General features: G+C 65.0%; 17 protein-coding genes. 6 read left to right on the top strand and 11 right to left on the bottom strand.

The features are described from left to right. Positions 1 to 44 precede the first annotated feature (44 nt). Genes QTH86_RS00915 through QTH86_RS00905 form a run of 3 tightly spaced genes read left to right on the top strand, consistent with a single transcriptional unit; the run spans position 45 to position 2,719 of the window. Positions 45 to 1,151 (top strand): mandelate racemase/muconate lactonizing enzyme family protein, encoded by a 1,107-nt coding sequence (locus QTH86_RS00915; protein ID WP_286646536.1) that lies wholly within the window; start codon positions 45 to 47, stop codon positions 1,149 to 1,151. Positions 1,152 to 1,170: 19 nt separating this feature from the next. Then, positions 1,171 to 2,160, top strand: a complete 990-nt coding sequence (locus tag QTH86_RS00910; protein WP_286646537.1) for a Bug family tripartite tricarboxylate transporter substrate binding protein — start codon at positions 1,171 to 1,173, stop codon at positions 2,158 to 2,160. Continuing rightward, positions 2,153 to 2,719, top strand: a complete 567-nt coding sequence (locus QTH86_RS00905) for a carboxymuconolactone decarboxylase family protein (protein ID WP_286646538.1) — start codon at positions 2,153 to 2,155, stop codon at positions 2,717 to 2,719. The genes QTH86_RS00910 and QTH86_RS00905 overlap by 8 nt, the downstream gene beginning before the upstream one ends. Before the next feature lie 363 nt (positions 2,720 to 3,082). On the opposite strand, the gene QTH86_RS00900 is transcribed toward QTH86_RS00905, so the two are convergent. Together QTH86_RS00900 and QTH86_RS00895 are read right to left on the bottom strand one after the other, a co-directional pair. Continuing rightward, the gene (locus QTH86_RS00900) at positions 3,083 to 3,916 is read right to left on the bottom strand and encodes an alpha/beta fold hydrolase (protein WP_286646539.1); all 834 of its coding nucleotides are present in this window, start codon (positions 3,914 to 3,916) and stop codon (positions 3,083 to 3,085) included. An 18-nt stretch (positions 3,917 to 3,934) separates the two neighbouring features. Further along, complete coding sequence (locus QTH86_RS00895; RefSeq protein WP_286646540.1) at positions 3,935 to 4,906, bottom strand: Bug family tripartite tricarboxylate transporter substrate binding protein; 972 nt, start codon at positions 4,904 to 4,906, stop codon at positions 3,935 to 3,937. Positions 4,907 to 5,046: 140 nt separating this feature from the next. Between QTH86_RS00895 and QTH86_RS00890 the strand changes: the two genes are divergently transcribed. Then, a complete protein-coding gene (locus QTH86_RS00890) occupies positions 5,047 to 5,958 on the top strand; it encodes a LysR family transcriptional regulator (protein ID WP_286646541.1) in 912 nt (303 codons plus the stop codon). A 33-nt stretch (positions 5,959 to 5,991) separates the two neighbouring features. Here the strand turns inward: QTH86_RS00890 and QTH86_RS00885 are convergent, their stop codons facing one another. From QTH86_RS00885 to QTH86_RS00845, 9 genes are all read right to left on the bottom strand, one after another. Beyond that, positions 5,992 to 7,398: an FAD-binding oxidoreductase gene (locus QTH86_RS00885; protein WP_286646542.1), complete on the bottom strand. Its 1,407-nt coding sequence runs from the start codon at positions 7,396 to 7,398 to the stop codon at positions 5,992 to 5,994. Between the two features lie 19 nt (positions 7,399 to 7,417). After that, positions 7,418 to 8,188 (bottom strand): ABC transporter ATP-binding protein, encoded by a 771-nt coding sequence (locus tag QTH86_RS00880; RefSeq protein WP_286646543.1) that lies wholly within the window; start codon positions 8,186 to 8,188, stop codon positions 7,418 to 7,420. A 2-nt stretch (positions 8,189 to 8,190) separates the two neighbouring features. Beyond that, positions 8,191 to 9,321, bottom strand: a complete 1,131-nt coding sequence (locus QTH86_RS00875) for an ABC transporter substrate-binding protein (protein WP_286646544.1) — start codon at positions 9,319 to 9,321, stop codon at positions 8,191 to 8,193. A gap of 31 nt (positions 9,322 to 9,352) precedes the next feature. Further along, positions 9,353 to 11,176, bottom strand: a complete 1,824-nt coding sequence (locus QTH86_RS00870) for a branched-chain amino acid ABC transporter ATP-binding protein/permease (RefSeq protein ID WP_286646545.1) — start codon at positions 11,174 to 11,176, stop codon at positions 9,353 to 9,355. Between the two features lie 10 nt (positions 11,177 to 11,186). Further along, positions 11,187 to 12,059: a branched-chain amino acid ABC transporter permease gene (locus tag QTH86_RS00865; protein ID WP_286646546.1), complete on the bottom strand. Its 873-nt coding sequence runs from the start codon at positions 12,057 to 12,059 to the stop codon at positions 11,187 to 11,189. A gap of 36 nt (positions 12,060 to 12,095) precedes the next feature. Continuing rightward, positions 12,096 to 12,692: a dihydroxyacetone kinase subunit L gene (locus QTH86_RS00860; RefSeq protein WP_286646547.1), complete on the bottom strand. Its 597-nt coding sequence runs from the start codon at positions 12,690 to 12,692 to the stop codon at positions 12,096 to 12,098. After that, positions 12,692 to 13,690 (bottom strand): dihydroxyacetone kinase subunit DhaK, encoded by a 999-nt coding sequence (locus tag QTH86_RS00855; protein ID WP_286646548.1) that lies wholly within the window; start codon positions 13,688 to 13,690, stop codon positions 12,692 to 12,694. Before QTH86_RS00855 ends, QTH86_RS00860 begins: the two co-directional genes overlap by 1 nt. 97 nt (positions 13,691 to 13,787) lie before the next feature. Continuing rightward, positions 13,788 to 14,768: a Bug family tripartite tricarboxylate transporter substrate binding protein gene (locus tag QTH86_RS00850; protein WP_286646549.1), complete on the bottom strand. Its 981-nt coding sequence runs from the start codon at positions 14,766 to 14,768 to the stop codon at positions 13,788 to 13,790. A 25-nt stretch (positions 14,769 to 14,793) separates the two neighbouring features. Then, a complete protein-coding gene (locus QTH86_RS00845; protein WP_286646550.1) occupies positions 14,794 to 15,684 on the bottom strand; it encodes a dihydrodipicolinate synthase family protein in 891 nt (296 codons plus the stop codon). 152 nt (positions 15,685 to 15,836) lie between these two features. Between QTH86_RS00845 and QTH86_RS00840 the strand changes: the two genes are divergently transcribed. Beyond that, positions 15,837 to 16,580: a GntR family transcriptional regulator gene (locus QTH86_RS00840; protein WP_286646551.1), complete on the top strand. Its 744-nt coding sequence runs from the start codon at positions 15,837 to 15,839 to the stop codon at positions 16,578 to 16,580. 112 nt (positions 16,581 to 16,692) lie between these two features. Beyond that, a complete protein-coding gene (locus QTH86_RS00835) occupies positions 16,693 to 17,223 on the top strand; it encodes an H-NS family nucleoid-associated regulatory protein (protein ID WP_286646552.1) in 531 nt (176 codons plus the stop codon). Positions 17,224 to 17,331: the final 108 nt, after the last annotated feature.

Here is a 17,331-nt window from a genome sequence, read left to right as displayed (position 1 = left end):
TCGATCTTGGTAGCGCTACCAAATTAAATTCCCGAGACGATCCGATGTCCTCCACCATCCGCTCCGTCGAATGCCTCCAGCTTCGACTGCCCTTCGACCACGGCGCGCCTGCACCGCTGTTTGCCGGGCGCCCCCGCACCACGCTGGACAGCGGGCTCGTCCGCGTGGAACTCGACAACGGCCTGGTCGGCTGGGGCGAGTCGTACGGCGCCGAACTCGATGCGCTGTCAGCCGTCTTCCGCGGCCGCATCGCCCCGCTCGCCATCGGTCGCGACGCGATGGACGCCACGCTCATGGCATCGCTGGAACGCACGTTGCACAACATGGGCCGCTCGGGCCCCATCCTGCATGCCCTGAGCGGCGTCGACATCGCCTTGTGGGACCTGAAGGCCAAGATGGCTGGACTCCCATTGCATGCCTTGCTTGGCGGAGCGCGGCGCACCCGTATTCCGGCCTACGCGTCGCTGCTCCAGTACTACGGCGACAAGGCGCTGGTGCAGAAGAACGTGGATCGCGCCCTCGCGGCAGGCTTCGACCAGGTGAAGCTCCACGAGAAGACACTGGATGCAGTCGCTGCCGCGCGCGGGGCGATGGGGCCCGACGTGCCGCTGATGGTCGACACGAACTGCGCATGGACGGCCGACCAGGCGACCGAGGCCGTGGACGCCATGGCCGCATTCGACTTGCGGTGGATCGAGGAACCGATCTGGCCTCCCGAAGACATCGACGCGCTGCAGGCCCTGCGCGCGCAGACCGGCGTGGCGACGGCGGTGGGGGAAAACGCCAGCAGTGTGCATGAGCTGAGCTTCATCGCCCGGGCGGGCGGCGCCGATTTCCTGCAGCCCAGCGCGATCAAGTCGGGCGGCGTCACCACGCTGCTGCGGCTGTCGCGCGAGTGCGCCGGCACCGACGTGCATTGCGCACCGCAGTCCGCGTTCTTCGGACCCGGACTGCTGGCGACGCTGCACATGCTGGCGGCGCAGGAGGACGAGGTCCATGTCGAGCGCCTGTTCTGCGATCTCGGATTCACCCCCTACGGCGAAACCATCCCCTGCATCGACGGCGCCTTTGAATTGACGGATGCGCCGGGCCTGGGCGCCGATCCGGACCCCGCGCTGCTCGACAGCGGCTTCGTCCGCCACATCGGCTAACAAATTTCAGGAGACCACCATGCCGAAAACCAACAGGCGCACGCTGATCCTCGGCGGCGCCGCATTCCCGCTGATGGCTTCGCTCGGCGCAGTGCCGCGCGCGATCGCGGACACCAAGCCGGCCGTCCGACTCATCGTGCCCTACCCGCCCGGTGCAGCGACCGACACGCTCGGCCGACTGATGGCCCAGGCGCTGGAGCCCGCGACCAAGGCACCGGTGATCGTCGACAACCGCGGCGGCGCCGGGACGCAGATCGGTACGCGCGCCATCGCCACCGCGCCGCCGGACGGCCAGACGCTCGGCTTCGTCGACACGGCCTTCGTGATCAACCCCGGGCTGCTGGGCGCTGCCCTGCCTTACGACACGGAGAAGGACTTCGCGCCGATCTCCCTCATGGCGTCCGCGCCGTTGGTCCTCATCGTGCACAGCGCGGTGCCCGCGGCCACCGTCGCCGAATTCGTGGCGCTGTCGAAGAAGAAACCCGGTGGGTTCAACTACGGCTCGGCCGGTGTGGGCAGTGCGCCGCACCTGGCCGGCGAACAACTGCGCAAAGCTGCCTCGATCGACATCAACCATGTGCCGTACCGCGGCGGCGGTACGGTGTTGAACGACCTGCTCGCGGGACACATCCAGTTCGGATTCACCACGGTTCCGACCATGGTCGATCACATCCGGGCGGGAACGGTGCGCGCGCTCGCGGTCACAGGAGCGCGGCGCGCCCCCCAGCTGCCCGACGTCCCGACCATGCAGGAGGCAGGCATGCCGAGCGTCGACGCGACACCGATCTTCGGCCTCATCGGCCCGGCCAAGCTGCCGCCCAGCACGGTGGCCCTGCTGTCGTCCGCAGCCGCAGGCGCCGTCCGTGCCGGGCCGCTGCACCAGAAGCTGATGGAGCTGGGATTCGTCCCGGTGGGCAGTACCGCCGAGGAGTTCAGGGCGCGCATCCGGCAGGAGATCGACAAATGGGCGGCTGTCGTCAAGGCCGGCAACATCAAGCCCAATGCCTGAAGACAAGCCCACGGATGTGCATCGACAGACCCGGTTTCCTGGGACGCGGAACGCCCTGCGCACCGCGGTGCAGCGGGCGGCCCACGACCTGATCAAGGCGCGCCGCGGCCGGGTTCCCGCCCCCTATCTGCCGCTCCTCGGCAGTCCTCGCGTGGCGGATCTGTTCGAGCAGTTGTCTACCGAACTCTGGACCGGCACGCTGCCTCGATCCGTGTTGGAAGCCATCTTCCTCATGACGGCCCATCGGCAAAAGTGCCGCCATCAATGGCAGACGCATGCCGACAAGGCATTGGCTGCGGGCGTCACCGCGTCGATGATCGACACCATCGCTTCGGGCGGCATTCCGACGGATGGCGGTGCGCTGGAAATCGCTGGACGCTTCTATGCGTCGCTCGCGGATGCCCAACATGTTTCCGACGACGCCCTGCTTGACGCCATGCATCAATTCGGCGAGCAGGGCACCGCAGAGCTCGTCGCCTTCTGCGGCATGGCGAACATGGTCGCCATGCTGCTGAACGTGCAGTCCACCTTGGAGCCCTGTCCCATCCAAGCATGTTGATCGAACGGGAGAAAGACAAGAAGTCACGCACCGGAAAGGCCTGCGGTACATCAACGGCGAAGGACAAAAAGTGCCGGCGCGGTTGCACGGCAAGGGATTGGCCCGGCCCGTGTGGCCGCCTGCATCCGTGGCCGGCGGGCCTCACGCTGGTGATGACCACTCCGGCAGCGGCGCACGATCAGCGCCACCTCGGCCAGCGCACGTGCCGGATCGCCACGCATGAGCGGTCGTTGGCGTGTTCACCCTACGCCATCGCAACTACGGGCTGCCGGATTCGCGCCGGTCGATGCTGCTACCGCGCCGGCCAGAGCCAGTGTATGGACGTTCATGCCGTCGGTGATCGGTTTGGCATCGCCTGTAGAGTTAAGGGCAGCCATTCGCTGCACAGCAGACCGAGTGATCGACGCGCCGTCTCAAGAAGTCGAGCACCGTTTGGTTGAACTCCGGCGCCTTCTCGAAGTAGGCGGAGTGCGCGGCCTCCTCGACGACGACGACCTCGCTCCCTGGCAGGCGCTGGCCGAGTTCGCGCATGACCGTCGACGGAACAATGGGGTCTTCAGCGCCAACGAGAAACATCGTCGGGCAAGCCAGCTGGTCGAGCGCTGCGACGGCGAGCAGGTTCTCGGGCCGGTTCAGGCGCAGCACGGCCTCGCGCCAGACTTCGGGCGCAATGCTGTGCGCGCTCGGGTTGAAGTGGTTGATCTGCGCGTAAAGCGCTGCAAGCGCGGGCTGCGCCTTCAAGAACCAGGCGCCCAGCGAGCGCTGCTCGATGCTCACCGCGGAAACTGTCTTGAAGCGCCGCTCGATGCTGTCGACCAGCGTCGGGTGGTCGATGGCCAGCGACGTGTCGCACGCGACGAACGCGGCGACGCGCTCCGGATGGCGCAGCGCGAGCCGCAGCCCGATCATCCCGCCGAGCGATTGGCCGACGACTGTTGCGCGCTCGATGCCTTCGCGCGCCAGCACCGCCAAGGCATCGCCGACGAAGAGCTCCAGCGAGAACTCCTCCGGCGGCGCCACCGAACGACCGAAGCAGCGGATGTCCATCGTGAGACAGGTGTACTGCGGCGTGAAGGCCGGCAATTGCTGCCACCAGGTGGCGGCGTTCGAGCCGGCTCCGTGCAGGAACAGGATCGCCGGGCCGGCGCCGTGGCGCTCGTAGTAGATGTCGCGCTTGTTCGATGTGACAAAAGGCATTGGGTATGGGCTCGGGTCTCAGTTGGCCTTGAGTTGCAGGCTGCGCGTCAGTGCACCCCAGCGCTCGGTATCGCTCTTGACGACGCGCGTGAATTCGTCGGACGTCATCGTCATTGGCGTGATGCCTTCGGCGTCGAGCTTCTTTTGCACCTCCGGCCTCGTCATCGCTTCACGCACGGCTTCGTTGACCTTGCGCACGACCTCGGGCCGCGTCTTCTTCGGTGCCGACAGGCCCACCCACGAGATCACGGTCAGCTGCTTGTAGCCCAGCTCCTCGAAGGTCGGAACTTGAGGCAGCTCGGGGCTGCGCTTCGGGCTGGACACCGCCAGCACCTTGAGCTTGCCGCTCTGGATGTATGGCATCGAACCGCTCAACGGAATCACGGTGACAGCGACCTGGCCTCCCAGCACATCCATCAGTGCGGCCGCGCCGCCCTTGTAGGGGATGTGCACGAACGAGGTGTGGGTCGCCTTCTGCAGCAGTTCCATCACGAGATGGCCGGTGCTGCCGGCGCCCGAGCTCGCGTAGTTGATCGCGCCCGGCTCTCGTTTGGCGCGGGCGATCAGATCGGCGAAGGACTCGATGCCGGACTGGCTGTTGACCACCAGCCACTGCGCGCCGCCGCCGATCATGGCGACGTGGGCGAAGTCGTTGACGATGTTGAAGGGCACGTTGTCGTACAGGCCTTGGGCGATCGTGTTCACCATGCCCGTCATCGTGAGCGTGTAGCCGTCGGGCGCGGCCGTGGCGCCCGCCTGGGCGCCGATGATGTTGCCGGCGCCGGGCTTGTTGTCGATCACCACCGGTTGCTTGAGCAACGACGCCAGCTCCTGTGCGAGCGGTCGCATGGTGCGGTCGTAGGCGCCGCCGGGCGGGGTCGGCACGATCACCCGGATCGGCTTCGACGGCCAGACCTCGTCCTGCGCATGGGCCGGAAAGGCGCCGAGCAGGCAACAGACAACCGCGAGCAGCAGCCATGGTTTTTTCATTTTTTGTCTCCTGTCGCGTGGCTTGCTGCCCGCTATTTGTGAAGTCGTCATCATCCGTGGGCAAGCCATCGGCGACCAATTAAAAACGTCGCCCTCCCATTAGACTTGCCGATACCTTGAGCCATGACGCATCCGTCCTCTTGAACCGCCTGCTCGCGCGCGGCAAGTTTCGGCATGTGCAGATCCTCTTGAAAGTGGCAGAGCTGGGCAGCCTCCAGCGAGCGGCGGACTCGATCGGCATGACGCAGTCGTCGGTGACCCAGGGCCTCGCGTACCTGGAGCGGCTGCTGGAAGTTCAGCTCTTCGAGCGGCATGCGCGCGGCGTGCGGCCCACGCCGGCGTGCGAAGACCTCTTGCCCGTTGCGCGTCGCATGTTGATCGGCGTCGCCGACGGCGCCGAGGTCGTCGCCGCGCGACGGCAGCGCATCGGTGGCGCCATCCGCCTCGTCGCCTCGGTCGGCGCGATGAACGGGCTCCTGCTCGACGTGCTGCCTCGCTTCGCACAACGGCATCCGGATGTCACCGTCCAGCTCTCGGAAGCCGAAGGGGACGATCAGCTGCTGGCCATCGCGCGTGGCGAGGCGGATCTCGTGGCATGCCGACGGCCTCCCGCGATCCCGGAAGGCTGGCACTTCATGCCGGTGCGCGAAGATCGTTTCGCGGTCTTGGCGCGGGCCGATCATCCGCTGGCGCGCAAGCGTTCCCTGGGCTGGCCGCAACTCGCCAACGAGACCTGGCTGCTCGCCCCCACGGGTTCGGCCGCCCGTGAGCGATTCGACGAACTGACCGCGAACCTGCCTCGCCCGATCCGCACCTATCCGGTCGTCACTCGCTCGACCGCCATGTTGTGGTGGCTCTCGCAGCGAGAGAACCTACTGTCGTTCCTGCCGCTTAACTTCGTGCGGCCCCTCCTCGATGCCGGTTCGCTGCGCGAGTTGAAGCTACGGCCGCTTTACATGCTCGAGCCGCTCGGCTTGATGTGCCCGATCGCAGGACCGTTCGGGGCGTGGCGGCAACTGGTCGACTTTATGAACCCTGAAGCACCGCATTGACAGGGTTTGCGCTTGAAAAACGAATGCCCCGCACTACATACGAAGCATCTTTCCGGGGTTCATGATGCCGAGCGGGTCGAGTGCGCGCTTCACGTCGCGCATCAATGCAATGGCCTCGCCGTGTTCCACTTCGATCTGGTCGATCCGATGCAGACCTACCCCATGTTCGCCGGTGCAAGTGCCACCCATCCGGATGGCACGCAGCGCGACGCGCTCGGCCAATGACTCGGCCTTTGCACGCGCGGTCGGGTCCTTGTCGTCATAGATGATTCCAAGATGGAAGTTGCCATCGCCAACATGGCCGACGATCGGGGCATACAAGCCGCTTTCGCGAATGTCGGCTTCGGTTTCGGCGATGCAATCGACCAGCGCAGAGATCGGCACGCAGGCATCCGTTCCCATAGAACACCATCCGGGGTGCATCGCCAGGTTGGCGTGATAGCACGAGTGCCGTGCCTTCCAGAGGCGCGAACGTTCTTCGGGACGATAGGCGTAGCGAAAACCGCTCCCACCGTGGTCGTTGGCGAGCGCCTGCACCATTTCCACCTGCTCTGCCACCGCAGATTCGCTGCCGTGGAACTCGACGAACAGGGTCGGCCGCGCCTCGAACTCGTCCAGCTTGGAATAGCGAATGCAGGCGTCCATCTGCACGTCGTTCAACAGTTCGATGCGCGCGACTGGCACGCCCAGCTGGAGTGTCGAGATCACGGTGTCCATGGCGGCACGCAAGCTGTCGAACTGGCACACCGCGGCGACGACCTGCTCCGGCAGGCCGTACAGGCGCAGCTGCACCTCGGTGATGATGCCAAGTAGCCCCTCGCTGCCGACATACAGTCGCGTGAGGTCGAATCCCGAAGCGGATTTGCGAGCGCGTGTGCCCGTTCGCACGATGCGGCCATCCGGCGTTATGACCGTGAGACCCATGACCGTTTCGCGCATCGTGCCGTAGCGCACGGCCGCCGTGCCGGAAGCTCGCGTCGAGGCCATTCCACCCAGGGAGGCATTGGCACCGGGGTCGACGGCGAAGAAGAGACCGCTGGCACGCAAGTGTTCGTTGAGTTGTTCGCGCGTCACACCGGCCTGCACGCGACAGTCCATCGCATCGGTCGACACTTCCAGCACCTGATCCATGCGCGAGAGATCAATGCAGACGCCACCATGGATCGCGGCAACGTGGCCTTCCATCGACGTTCCGCTGCCGAACGCAATGATCGGAACAGCGGCGCCATGACAAAGGCGCACCGCCGCTGCGACCTCTTCATTGGTCAATGGGAACAGCACCACGTCCGGCTGCCCGGGATCGGGAAGCCCCTCACCGTGGCTATGGTGCGCCCGCACAGCGACCGACGTGACAGCACGGTCGCCGAGCAAATCGCGAAGGGCCGGCAGGAGTGCATCGACCGCCACGGCGGTTTGCTCGAGGGTCTGATGAAATGCCATCGTGCTCTCTTTCGGGGCGTCAGGCGCCGAGGTAGGCGTCGCGGACGTGATCGTCGTGCAGCAACTGCGCCGCCGTGCCTTCGAGAGCAATCCGTCCGCCCTCGAGCACGTAGCCGTAGTCGGCCACGCTGAGTGCGGCGAATGCGTTCTGCTCGACGATGACCACGGTACGCCCGGCGCGGGCGATGCGCCGGATGTCGATGAACATCGCCGTCGTCAGCTTGGGAGACAGACCCATCGACGGCTCATCGAGCAGCAGGATGCGCGGGCCGGCCATGAGGCCCCGTGCGATCGCGAGCATCTGCTGCTCGCCGCCCGACAGCACGCCGCCCATCTCGGTGGCCTTGCGCTTGAGCACGGGGAACAGCTCGTACACCTCGTCGAGTGTCGCGCTGACCGCGCCCTTGTCATGGCGCCGGACATAGGCGCCGACTTCGAGGTTCTCCTTGACGCTGAGCGTCGAAAAAATGCGGCGACGTTGCGGCACGCAGGCAATACCCCCCGCGACGATCTGCTCAACCGAATGGTCGACGATGCTCTCGCCGCGGTAAGTGACGCGGCCAGCCCCTGGTTTGAGGCGACCCACGATGAGATTCAGCGTGGTGGACTTGCCGGCGCCATTGGCACCGATCACCGCCACGATCTGACCCGAATAGGCGCGGATCGACAGGTCGAACAGGATTTGCACCTTCCCGTAGAACACGTCGACGTGCGAGAGCTCGAGTTCAGGGCACTCGGTGACCACCGAGCTGGGAAGGTCCGCTTGCATGGTGATGATCTCCGCGTCCACCGTCAGAACCTGACGGCCGAGCGCACGATCGGCTGACCGCCCTTGATCTCGACGATATTGACCTGCTTGTTGCAGTCCCCGGCCTTGTCGCACTTGTAGTCGGCAAGGAGTCCGTTGTAGCTAACCGTCGAGAAGGCAGCACGAATCTTTCCGACGTCGGTCGACTTGGCCTCGTTGATCGCACGCGCTGCAAGGATGGTCGCGTCGTAATAGGTGGCCGACCAGACATCGGGCGCCATCTTGAATTTCGCTTCGTACTTCTTCACGAAGGCCTGGACCGCTGGATTCGGATCGGTCGGCACGAAGTAGGACGCGCTCATCGAACCCTCGGCGGCGGTGCCGGCGAGCTTGAGGAAGGCTTCTTCGGACAGCACGGCGCCAGCGAATTTGAAAGGCAGCCCGAACTGTTTGGCCTGCCGCAGGATCAGCGCCGCGTCGGTGTCATGGGCCCACAGGATCACGAGCTCGGCGCCCGACTTCTGCAACTTGGCCAACTGTGCGGAATAGTCCTTGTCGCTCGGGTTGTGGCTTTCCACGGCCACCGGCTTGAGGCCGAGGGCTGCCATCTGCGCGACGACACGCGCCTGGCCTGATTTTCCAAAATCATCGTTGGCATAGAAAACAGCGGTCTTCTCGCCTGCCTTCAGCTCCTTCTGTGCGTAGGCGATGAGAGCCTTGGCCTGGACGTCGTCGTCCGAGCGCGTCCGGATCACATAGTTGCAGCCGCTCTGTGTGATGGCGACCGACGTGCCGCCGGTGACAGAGACCACCTTGCCGTTGCAGTAGGTCTTTTGCGTGGCCATCTGCGTCACCGAGTAGTGAGGCCCGATCATCACCGGCACCTTGCTCACCTGCATGATCTTGTTGACCGCGTTGATCGCGCCGTTCGGGTTGTCGCCCTGATCGTCTTCGAACACCACCTCCAGCGGTTTGCCAAGGACGCCGCCGGTGGCGTTGATTTCGCTGATCGCCAGTTCAACACCCTGCTTGAAATTGCGGCCCACCAGTGCCTTTGGGCCGGTCTGCGGCAATGAGACACCGATCAGGGCGTCAGCCATCGCCGGCATGGACATCGCCAGAGCGGCAGCGGCCACCCAGCGATAGCGTGAGAAGGCCATACGTTCGTTCTTCATGGTTTTGTCTCCAGTGGTTGCAAGATCGGGTTCAGACGGTGACTGGGGGATGCCGCAGGGGCTGCGGTGCTTCCTCGGGCACCCGTTCGCCCAGGTAGGCCTCGATGACGGCAGGCATGTCCATGACCTGCGCCGGCGTGCCGTCGGCGATCTTGTCGCCGAGGTTCAGCACCACGATGCGGTCGCACATGCTCATCACGAGCTTGATACGGTGTTCAACGACCAGGATCGACATGCCCTGCGAGCGCAAGTGCTGCAGGATCTGAGAGAGTTCCAGGATCAGCCCGCCCCGCAGACCCGCGGCCGGCTCGTCGAGCAACAACAGGCGGGGCTTGTTGACGACCGCGCGTGCCATCTCGACCAGCCGGCTCTGACCGAAGGACAGGTCGCCTGCCCGCCGATGCGCCAGGTGGCCGACGCCCATGCCGGTGAGCGCCTCGTGCGCCGCCGAGCGACTGTGCGCTTCGCGCGACCCCAACTGGCCGAGGGGTGCGCGGTAAGCGACCATGACGTTTTCCAGCACCGTCATCGATTCCCAGAGTCGGACGTTTTGAAAGATGCGCGCGACGCCATGGCCGTGGATGGTCCAGGGGGGCCGGTTGTCGATCCGGTCGCCGCCCAGTTCGATCGTGCCTTCGACGGCGACGGTGCCGGAACAAGCGTTGATCAGGGTCGACTTGCCCGAGCCGTTGGGTCCGATGAGCCCGAGGATCTCGCCACGGCGGACTTCGAAGCTCACGTCATTCAGGGCCTTGACGCCGCCGAAGGCGCGCGACACGCTGCGCACACGCAGGAGTGTTTCGCCCAAAGGCCCTGCATGGGGGTGACCCGTCAGCGCCGTGCTGGCCGCCATGGCGGCTGCCGTCAGGTTCAGCGGCGTGGCCGGCGCGTTGTCCACCGGCTTGCGCTCGCCGGTCAGGAAGGAACCGAGTAGCCAGTCGCCCACGACACCGAGGCCACGCGGTGCCACCAGCAGGATGACCACCACACCGATACCGAACGCTGCCAGGTAATAAGTCTGAAGGCCGCGGAGCGCTTCGGGCAACACCGTGATCACCAGCGCGCCCAGGAAGGTTCCTGCGATCGAGCCGAGACCGCCAAGTACCACCATCAGCATCATCTTGATACTCTCGAAGACGGTGAAGTTGCTCGGCGCCGTGAAGCCGACCAGCAGCACGTACAAGCCACCGGCCAATGCCGCCCACGTGCTGCACACGACGAACGCGATGGTCTTGACGCGTCGCGAGTCAACGCCCATGGCCTCGGCCGCAATCTCGTCATCCCGCACCGCGCGCATGCTGCGACCGATGCGCGTGCGATAGAAGAAGACCATCAAGGCGTAGGCGGCCAGACACACCCCGAGCAGCGGAAAGTACAGCTGCCTGTCGAGATGGTCGCCCAGTGCCGGGATGTTCAGGGTGGGGATATCGCGCATGCCCATCGGACCGCCGGTGAGCCACTCTTCGTTGAGCGCGACCATCCGGAAGATCTCGTTGAGCGCCAGAGTCACGATGGCCAGATAGTGGCCCTTGATCCGCGTGCTCACAGCGCCGAGCAAAACGCCAACCCCGGCGGTCAGCACCATCGCAGCTGGCAGCGCAACGAACCACGGCATGGACAGCCACATCATGAACAGGGCCGTCGCATAGGCCCCGAAGCCCACCAGCGCTGCCTGGCCGAGCACGATCTGGCCGGTGATTCCGGTCGCCACCTGCAGACCCAACGCGGCAATCGCGAAGATCCACGTCAGATTGAGCACGTGCAGGTAGTAGATGTTGAGGTCGAGCAGGAAGGGCAGCGCAAGCGCCATCAGCACCAGCAGCCACGCCAGAGGGCGCATCCAGGTCCTTGTCATGACGATGTCCTCAGGCCCGGTCAGCGTTGCGTTCGGGCAGCAATCCCTGCGGACGCACCAGCAGGAACACCAGCAGCACTGCAAAAGCGATCGCATCCTTGTAGGTCGAGGAGATCGTGAAGGCACCCACGTTCTCTATGACGCCCAGGAGCACGCCGCCCAGGATGGCGCCCGGCACGCTTCCGAAGCCACCGATGATCATGGCGACAAACCCCTTGAGGCCGACCAGCGTGCCCATCTCGGTCGTCACGTAGAAGAGCGGTGCCAGCAGGATGCCGGCAAGGGCTGCGAGCACGGATGAGAACGCGAAGGTGCCCGCAAGCACACGGTTGACCGGAATGCCCATCAGCAGTGCCGTCTCGCGATCCAGCGCCGTCGCGCGCATCACTTTTCCGATCATGCTGTACCGCAGCACCAGGTACTGCAGCGCCATGACCACGACGACCACCACCATGATCACGAGTTGCTGCACCGGGATGCGCAGCCCGGCCGCTTCCACCACGCCATCCCCGAAAGGACTGGCGTAGAGCAGCGGCTCGGGGCCGTAGATGATGCGGGCGAGCTCCTTCAGGAAGATGCCGAAGCCCACCGTGGCAATGATGGCCACCAGTGCCTTTTGCCGCTGCAGGCGCGCAAACACCAGCCGCGAGAAAAGCGCACCGAGCACCGCCATGACGGCCGCCGTCGCCAGTGCGGCCAGCCAGAACGGCAGTTGCAGGCTCACCGTGAAGGTCGCGATGAACACGAAAGCCGAGAAAGTCAAAAATTCGCCTGCGGCGAAATTGACGATCGCCATCGTGTTCCACACATAGGCGTAGCCGAGTGCGATCAGCGCGTAGATGCAGCCCATGGCCAGGCCGCTGACAACCACTTGTCCAAGCATTTTTTGTCTCCAGATTTGTTTGGCTTCGCTGGCCAGTCAGACGGCGTCGACCATGCGCTGCAAGGCGACCATGCCGGGGTCGTCCAGGCCGATGGTCTTGTCGGCAAACATGCGGGCGCGCCCCATGCGGTTGGGCTTGTCGCGAAAGGCGTCGAGCGCATCGCGTGCGGCCTGTCGTGCGGCGGGCCGCAGCGCAGCATCCTGCGGCGCCGTGGCGAGTGCCTGCGCGATGGCCTGCAGTCCATCGAGCACCGTCTTGTCGCCCAGCGCCGCACCGCCACGCGCCGACAGCACATGCACGATGTCGGTCAGCAGTTCGGCAAGATCGGTGCGCCCGAGCGATGTCGTACCGGCGCAGCGCTTCGCACCGGTCATCAGTGCGACGGTGAGCAGCGTCCCGAAACTGGAGCCGGATGCCTTGGCGGTCGCTTGCGCGCAACGCTTGAACACGCCCTCCAGCGTGTCGGGCATGTCGGGCAGCGCCTGCTCCACCAGCGTGGCGCATTTGTCGAGCGTGACGCCGAGATCGGCATCGCCAAGGCGGCCATCCAGCGCATTGAGTTCGGCCATGGCGTCGTGCATCGCGGCACACCAGCGCGGCAGCGCGGCGGTCAGGGCGGCAACGTCCAGCATCAGCGCACGCTCCAGAAGGGGCATTCGGCCGGTGCGGCCAGCAGCGTTTCCAGCTCGGCGTCGAGCTTCATCACGCTCAGCGAAGCACCAGCCATCTCCATCGAGGTCGCATAGCGACCCACCATCGGGCGCACCACCGTCACGCCGCGCTCTGCCATCACCTGCGCCACACGGCGGTACAGGATGTAGAGCTCTTCCGCCGGCGTGGCGCCCACGCTGTTGACGAGGACGGCCGCCCTGTCGCCGGCCGCGAGCGCAAGCTCCGGCAGCACATGCGCCAGCATCTCGTCGGCAAGTGCGTCGGCGTGCTTGAGCGGACCGCGCCAGATACCGGGTTCGCCATGGATGCCCATCCCGAACTCGACATCGCCCTCATCGATGGCGAAAGACGCCTGACCCGATTCCGGGACCACGCAGGGTGACAGGGCCACACCGATCGAGCGGCACGCCGCGTTGGCCTTGCGGGCCACCGCAGCGACCTGGTCCAGCGTGCCACCGGCGGCTGCCCTGGCACCGGCCACCTTGTAGACGAGCACGAGCCCCGCCACGCCGCGGCGCTTGTCGCCCTGCGCGGCCGGGGCACTGGCCACGTCATCGCACACACGCACCGAGGCCGTCGCCATGCCTTCGAACTCGAGCATTTCCGCCGCCATGTCGAAGTTCATGCGGTCGCCGCCGTAGTTCCCGTACAGCTGCAGCACGCCTGCGCCACTGTCGGCTGCGCGCATCGCCTCGATGCAGTCGTCCATCCGTGGCCCGGCGAACACGTTGCCCACGGCACAGCTGTCGAGCAGCCCTTCTCCGACGTAGCCCAGGAAGACCGGCAGGTGACCCGAGCCGCCACCCGTGACGATGCCCACCTTGCCGGGCACCGCGCCGCGGCTGCGAACGATGACCCGGCCGCCGTCGCCGCGACGTTGCAGTTCGGGATGCGCGAGGCAGAGTCCCTCGAGCATTTCATCGACGTAGGCGTTCGGGTCGTTGAGGATCTTTTTCACGTGGAATGCAGCCTTTGCAAAGAGAAGACGCGCAGCCGGATACCGGCGGGCGCGTGCGGCGGCCGGAGGTGCCCGGATGGGCGCGTGGATCGGGGTTTCAGTCGACCTTCAGGCGACCGTCTTTCGTGGCCTGGGCGGCCAATGTGTATTCGGCTTCCAGGATCTGTGCGAATTCCTGCGGGGTACTGGACAGCGCCACGCTGCCCAGTTCCCGGGCGCTGTTGACCGTCTGCGGGTCTTTGATGGCCTGAGCCAACGCCGACACGAGCTTGTCTTGCACGTCCTTGGGGAGGCCGCTCGGCGCGAGCACGCCCACATAGGTCGTGCCGTCGATGTTGCCGAAACCCAGTTCCGCAACGGTCTGCACGCCCGGCAGCAGCGGGTCCTGCGTGGGGCCGAGTACCGCCAATGCCTGAAGATTTCCGCCCTTGAGATGCGGCAGCGCACTCGGCACCTGGTCGAAATGCACGTCGATCTGGCCACCGATCAGGTCGACCAGGGCGGGCCCGGAACCTTTATAGCTGACGATGGTGAACTTGGTCTTCAACAGACTTTCCAGCTGCAGCAATGCCAGGTGGTTCGGCGTGCCCGGCCCCGAATGCGCGGCCGTCAGTTTCCCCTCGCCAGAGCGCGCATACGCTGCGAGTTCCTTGAAGTTGCGGAACCGTGTTTCGTTCTTGCGCGACAGCAGCACCATCGAACTCTTGTTGACCAGGCCAAGCGGTGCGAAGTTGGTCCGGCTGTAGTTCGTCTTGACCATCTCCGGAACGGTGACGATCACGCCGGCACCGCACAGCAGGAGCGTGTAGCCATCGGGCGCGGCGCGGGCCACCTGCGACGCACCGATGGAGCCGCCCGCCCCTGCCCGGTTGTCGACCACAACCGACTGACCCAGCACCTTGCCGAGCGCAACGGCCACGGTTCGGGCCACGATGTCGGTGTTGCCGCCCGGTGCGAAAGGCACGACCAGCGTCACCGGCTTGCTCGGGAAACCCTGTGCCCAGGCCGAAGTGCTCAATGCGCTGCCCGCCGCGGCGAGCGCGCCGAACGTGAGGATCTGTCTGCGTTGGATGGTCATTTTTGTCTCCAGTAGCGTTATCGCTTTAGTTGTCGAAGCGCAGCACGTTGTCCATCGCTGCCTTGATGCGGTTCAGTTGCTCCGGCTTGGTGGCTGGCATCGGTGCACGCGGCAGGCCTGCGTTGCAACCCTGCAAGGTGATGGAGGTCTTGATGTTGGCCGGCAGGCTGTCGCCCACCAGCGCGTTCCAGAACGTGAGCATCGCCGTGTGGATCTCGAGCCCCTTCTTGTGGTCGCCAGCCTGCACCGCGTCCCACAAGGTGACGCACACACCCGGAAGAGCAGCCGGCGTCGCCGCGATCGTGCCGTGGGCGCCCAGTGCGAACGACGAGTACAGCAAAGCGTCCACCGCCGAGAAGACCTTGCATCCCTCGGGCACCCCCAGCAGGAGGTCGGCCATGAGCTTGAGGTCGCCCTGGCTCTGCTTGATGCCCTGGACGCCCGGCAACTCCTTCATGAGGCGGATCATCTGCGCGGGGTTCAGGTAGTTCCAAGGCACCACGTTGTAGATCACGACAGGGACGTCCACCGCTTCGGTGAGCGCCTTGAAGTGGTTGTGGGTCGCCTCCTCGTCCGGCTTGAAGAGATAGTGGACCGGTGTCACCTGCAGGGCTGCGATCGACAGATGCGAGATGGCTTTGGCACGGTTGATGGCATCGCGCGTGCTGTTCGAGATGATGCCGGCCACGATCGGCACCTCGCCGGCCACTTCCGACGCCGTGATTTCCATGACGCGCTTGAACTCGTCGACCGTGAAGGTGTGGCCCTCGCCTGTGCTGCCGCCCGGACAGACGCCATGGACCTTCTTGTCCAGGTTGAACCGGATCACCTTTCGGAAGGCGACTTCGTCGATGCTGCCATCGGCGGTGAACGGCGTGACGAGAGGCGGAATGACGCCGGTGAGATCAAGACCCATGAAGTTGCTCCAGTGGAAGGTGTGTTGGCAAAGCGCGAAGGTCGCGGTGGACCGAACTATAAACTCACTGACATGTTAGTTGTATGTCAGTATTAACCCTAGTCGTGCACCAAGCGAGCGCCAACCCTTGTTCCGCCCTTACCATCCGTGTCATGAACCACCCTGCCACTGCCTCCGCGGCACCCCGGAAAGCCGCCGCGTCAGCCAGCACCGATGGCGCACACCTGAACCAGCGAAGCCGTGCGTACCAAGGTTTCCGGCAGCAAATCATCGACGCGCGGATCCGTCCGGGGCAGTTCGTCTCTCAACGCGAACTCGTGGAACTGCTGCAGATGCCGCTGGGCGCGGTGCGCGAATTGATCCCGCGGCTCGAAGCAGCCGGGCTGATCAAGACGGTGCCGCAGCGTGGTCTCCAGATTGCCTCGGTGGACATGAAGCTCATCCGCAATGCTTGGCAGGTCCGGGCGATGGTCGAACGCGAAGCCGTCGTCAATTTCGCGCGGGTGGCCAGCCAGGACACCATCCAGCGGTTGATCGACCAGCACGAGGCCATCTTGACGCGGGCGATGAAGCCCCTTCCGGACGACGACCTCGAACGCGACGCCCAGGCCGTGGATTGGGGTCTGCACGACCTGATGGTGGACGCCATCGGCAACGAGATCCTGACGGAGATCTATCGCGTCAACAGCTTGCATGTCCGCCTGATCCGCTACGACGCGGACTCCATGCGGCCGGTTCAGGTGGTGCCCGCGATGCGCGAGCACCTGGAATTCCTTCGTGCGCTTGCCGACGGTGATGGCGAAGGTGCACTGGCGCGGATGATGGCGCACATCGAACAGTCAAAGCACCGGGTGCTGGGCGGGATGCTGCGCGCTGGACAGGTTCCGGCTGGGTGAATCAACGGGCGATGACTGGGGCCAGACGTCCTCCGCGAGTGGCCTGCTGTCAAGGGCATGACAATGTCCAGCTGCGAGAATGAAGTCGCACGACATACCAGAGGATTCAGACATGGCCCAAACCTACTTACAACTCCAGCGACAGATCGAGGCACTCCAACGGCAAGCCGAGAAGCTCAAGACCCAAGAGATCAGCGGCGTGGTGCAACGCATCAAAGTCGCCATCGAGCACTACGGACTGACGGCCGAGCAATTGGGTTTCGGTCGAGCAAAGGCGATCTCACGGAAGACCGCGAACGCGGGTGCCACGCAGTCGTCCAAAGAATCCAGCGCTGCAAAGTACTCAGACGGTAAAGGCAACGTCTGGTCAGGTCGGGGGCCTCGTCCTCATTGGCTTCGCGATGCACTGGCTGCCGGGAGTTCACTCGAGAGCTTCGCGTCGGACGCCCAACCCACGACAAGTCGCAAGCGCAAATCCAAGGCGCCTGCAAAGCGTGTGGCGCAGCAATACCGGGACGACAGCGGAAACACATGGAGCGGCTTTGGCCCTCGCCCACGCTGGCTGAAAGATGCATTGGCTGCTGGCGCCTCGCTAGAGCAGTTCGCCTCCGACGGGACCGCGCGAGAACAAGCAGCGGCCTAGTCGGACCGGCTGCAGCGCCATCGGCTCCTTGATCATCTTGAGCTCGAGGTCACTGGTGTTCGACGGGTTGCCATCGAGATCCATCAATCTTGCAACCCCGAGTATCGA

Origin of the sequence: Variovorax sp. J2L1-78 (assembly GCF_030317205.1) — a bacterium.
GTDB classification, from domain to species: Bacteria; Pseudomonadota; Gammaproteobacteria; order Burkholderiales; family Burkholderiaceae_C; genus Variovorax; species Variovorax arabinosiphilus.
Note: the sequence above shows the minus strand (reverse complement) of the source record. Positions and strands in the feature narration are given on the sequence as shown.

Coding starts and splice junctions, on each gene's coding strand:
- QTH86_RS00915 (WP_286646536.1), top strand. CDS start 45: ATGTCCTCCACCATCCGCTCCGTCGAATGCCTCCAGCTTCGACTGCCC.
- QTH86_RS00910 (WP_286646537.1), top strand. CDS start 1,171: ATGCCGAAAACCAACAGGCGCACGCTGATCCTCGGCGGCGCCGCATTC.
- QTH86_RS00905 (WP_286646538.1), top strand. CDS start 2,153: ATGCCTGAAGACAAGCCCACGGATGTGCATCGACAGACCCGGTTTCCT.
- QTH86_RS00900 (WP_286646539.1), bottom strand. CDS start 3,916: ATGCCTTTTGTCACATCGAACAAGCGCGACATCTACTACGAGCGCCAC.
- QTH86_RS00895 (WP_286646540.1), bottom strand. CDS start 4,906: ATGAAAAAACCATGGCTGCTGCTCGCGGTTGTCTGTTGCCTGCTCGGC.
- QTH86_RS00885 (WP_286646542.1), bottom strand. CDS start 7,398: ATGGCATTTCATCAGACCCTCGAGCAAACCGCCGTGGCGGTCGATGCA.
- QTH86_RS00875 (WP_286646544.1), bottom strand. CDS start 9,321: ATGAAGAACGAACGTATGGCCTTCTCACGCTATCGCTGGGTGGCCGCT.
- QTH86_RS00870 (WP_286646545.1), bottom strand. CDS start 11,176: ATGACAAGGACCTGGATGCGCCCTCTGGCGTGGCTGCTGGTGCTGATG.
- QTH86_RS00865 (WP_286646546.1), bottom strand. CDS start 12,059: ATGCTTGGACAAGTGGTTGTCAGCGGCCTGGCCATGGGCTGCATCTAC.
- QTH86_RS00860 (WP_286646547.1), bottom strand. CDS start 12,692: ATGCTGGACGTTGCCGCCCTGACCGCCGCGCTGCCGCGCTGGTGTGCC.
- QTH86_RS00850 (WP_286646549.1), bottom strand. CDS start 14,768: ATGACCATCCAACGCAGACAGATCCTCACGTTCGGCGCGCTCGCCGCG.
- QTH86_RS00845 (WP_286646550.1), bottom strand. CDS start 15,684: ATGGGTCTTGATCTCACCGGCGTCATTCCGCCTCTCGTCACGCCGTTC.
- QTH86_RS00840 (WP_286646551.1), top strand. CDS start 15,837: ATGAACCACCCTGCCACTGCCTCCGCGGCACCCCGGAAAGCCGCCGCG.
- QTH86_RS00835 (WP_286646552.1), top strand. CDS start 16,693: ATGGCCCAAACCTACTTACAACTCCAGCGACAGATCGAGGCACTCCAA.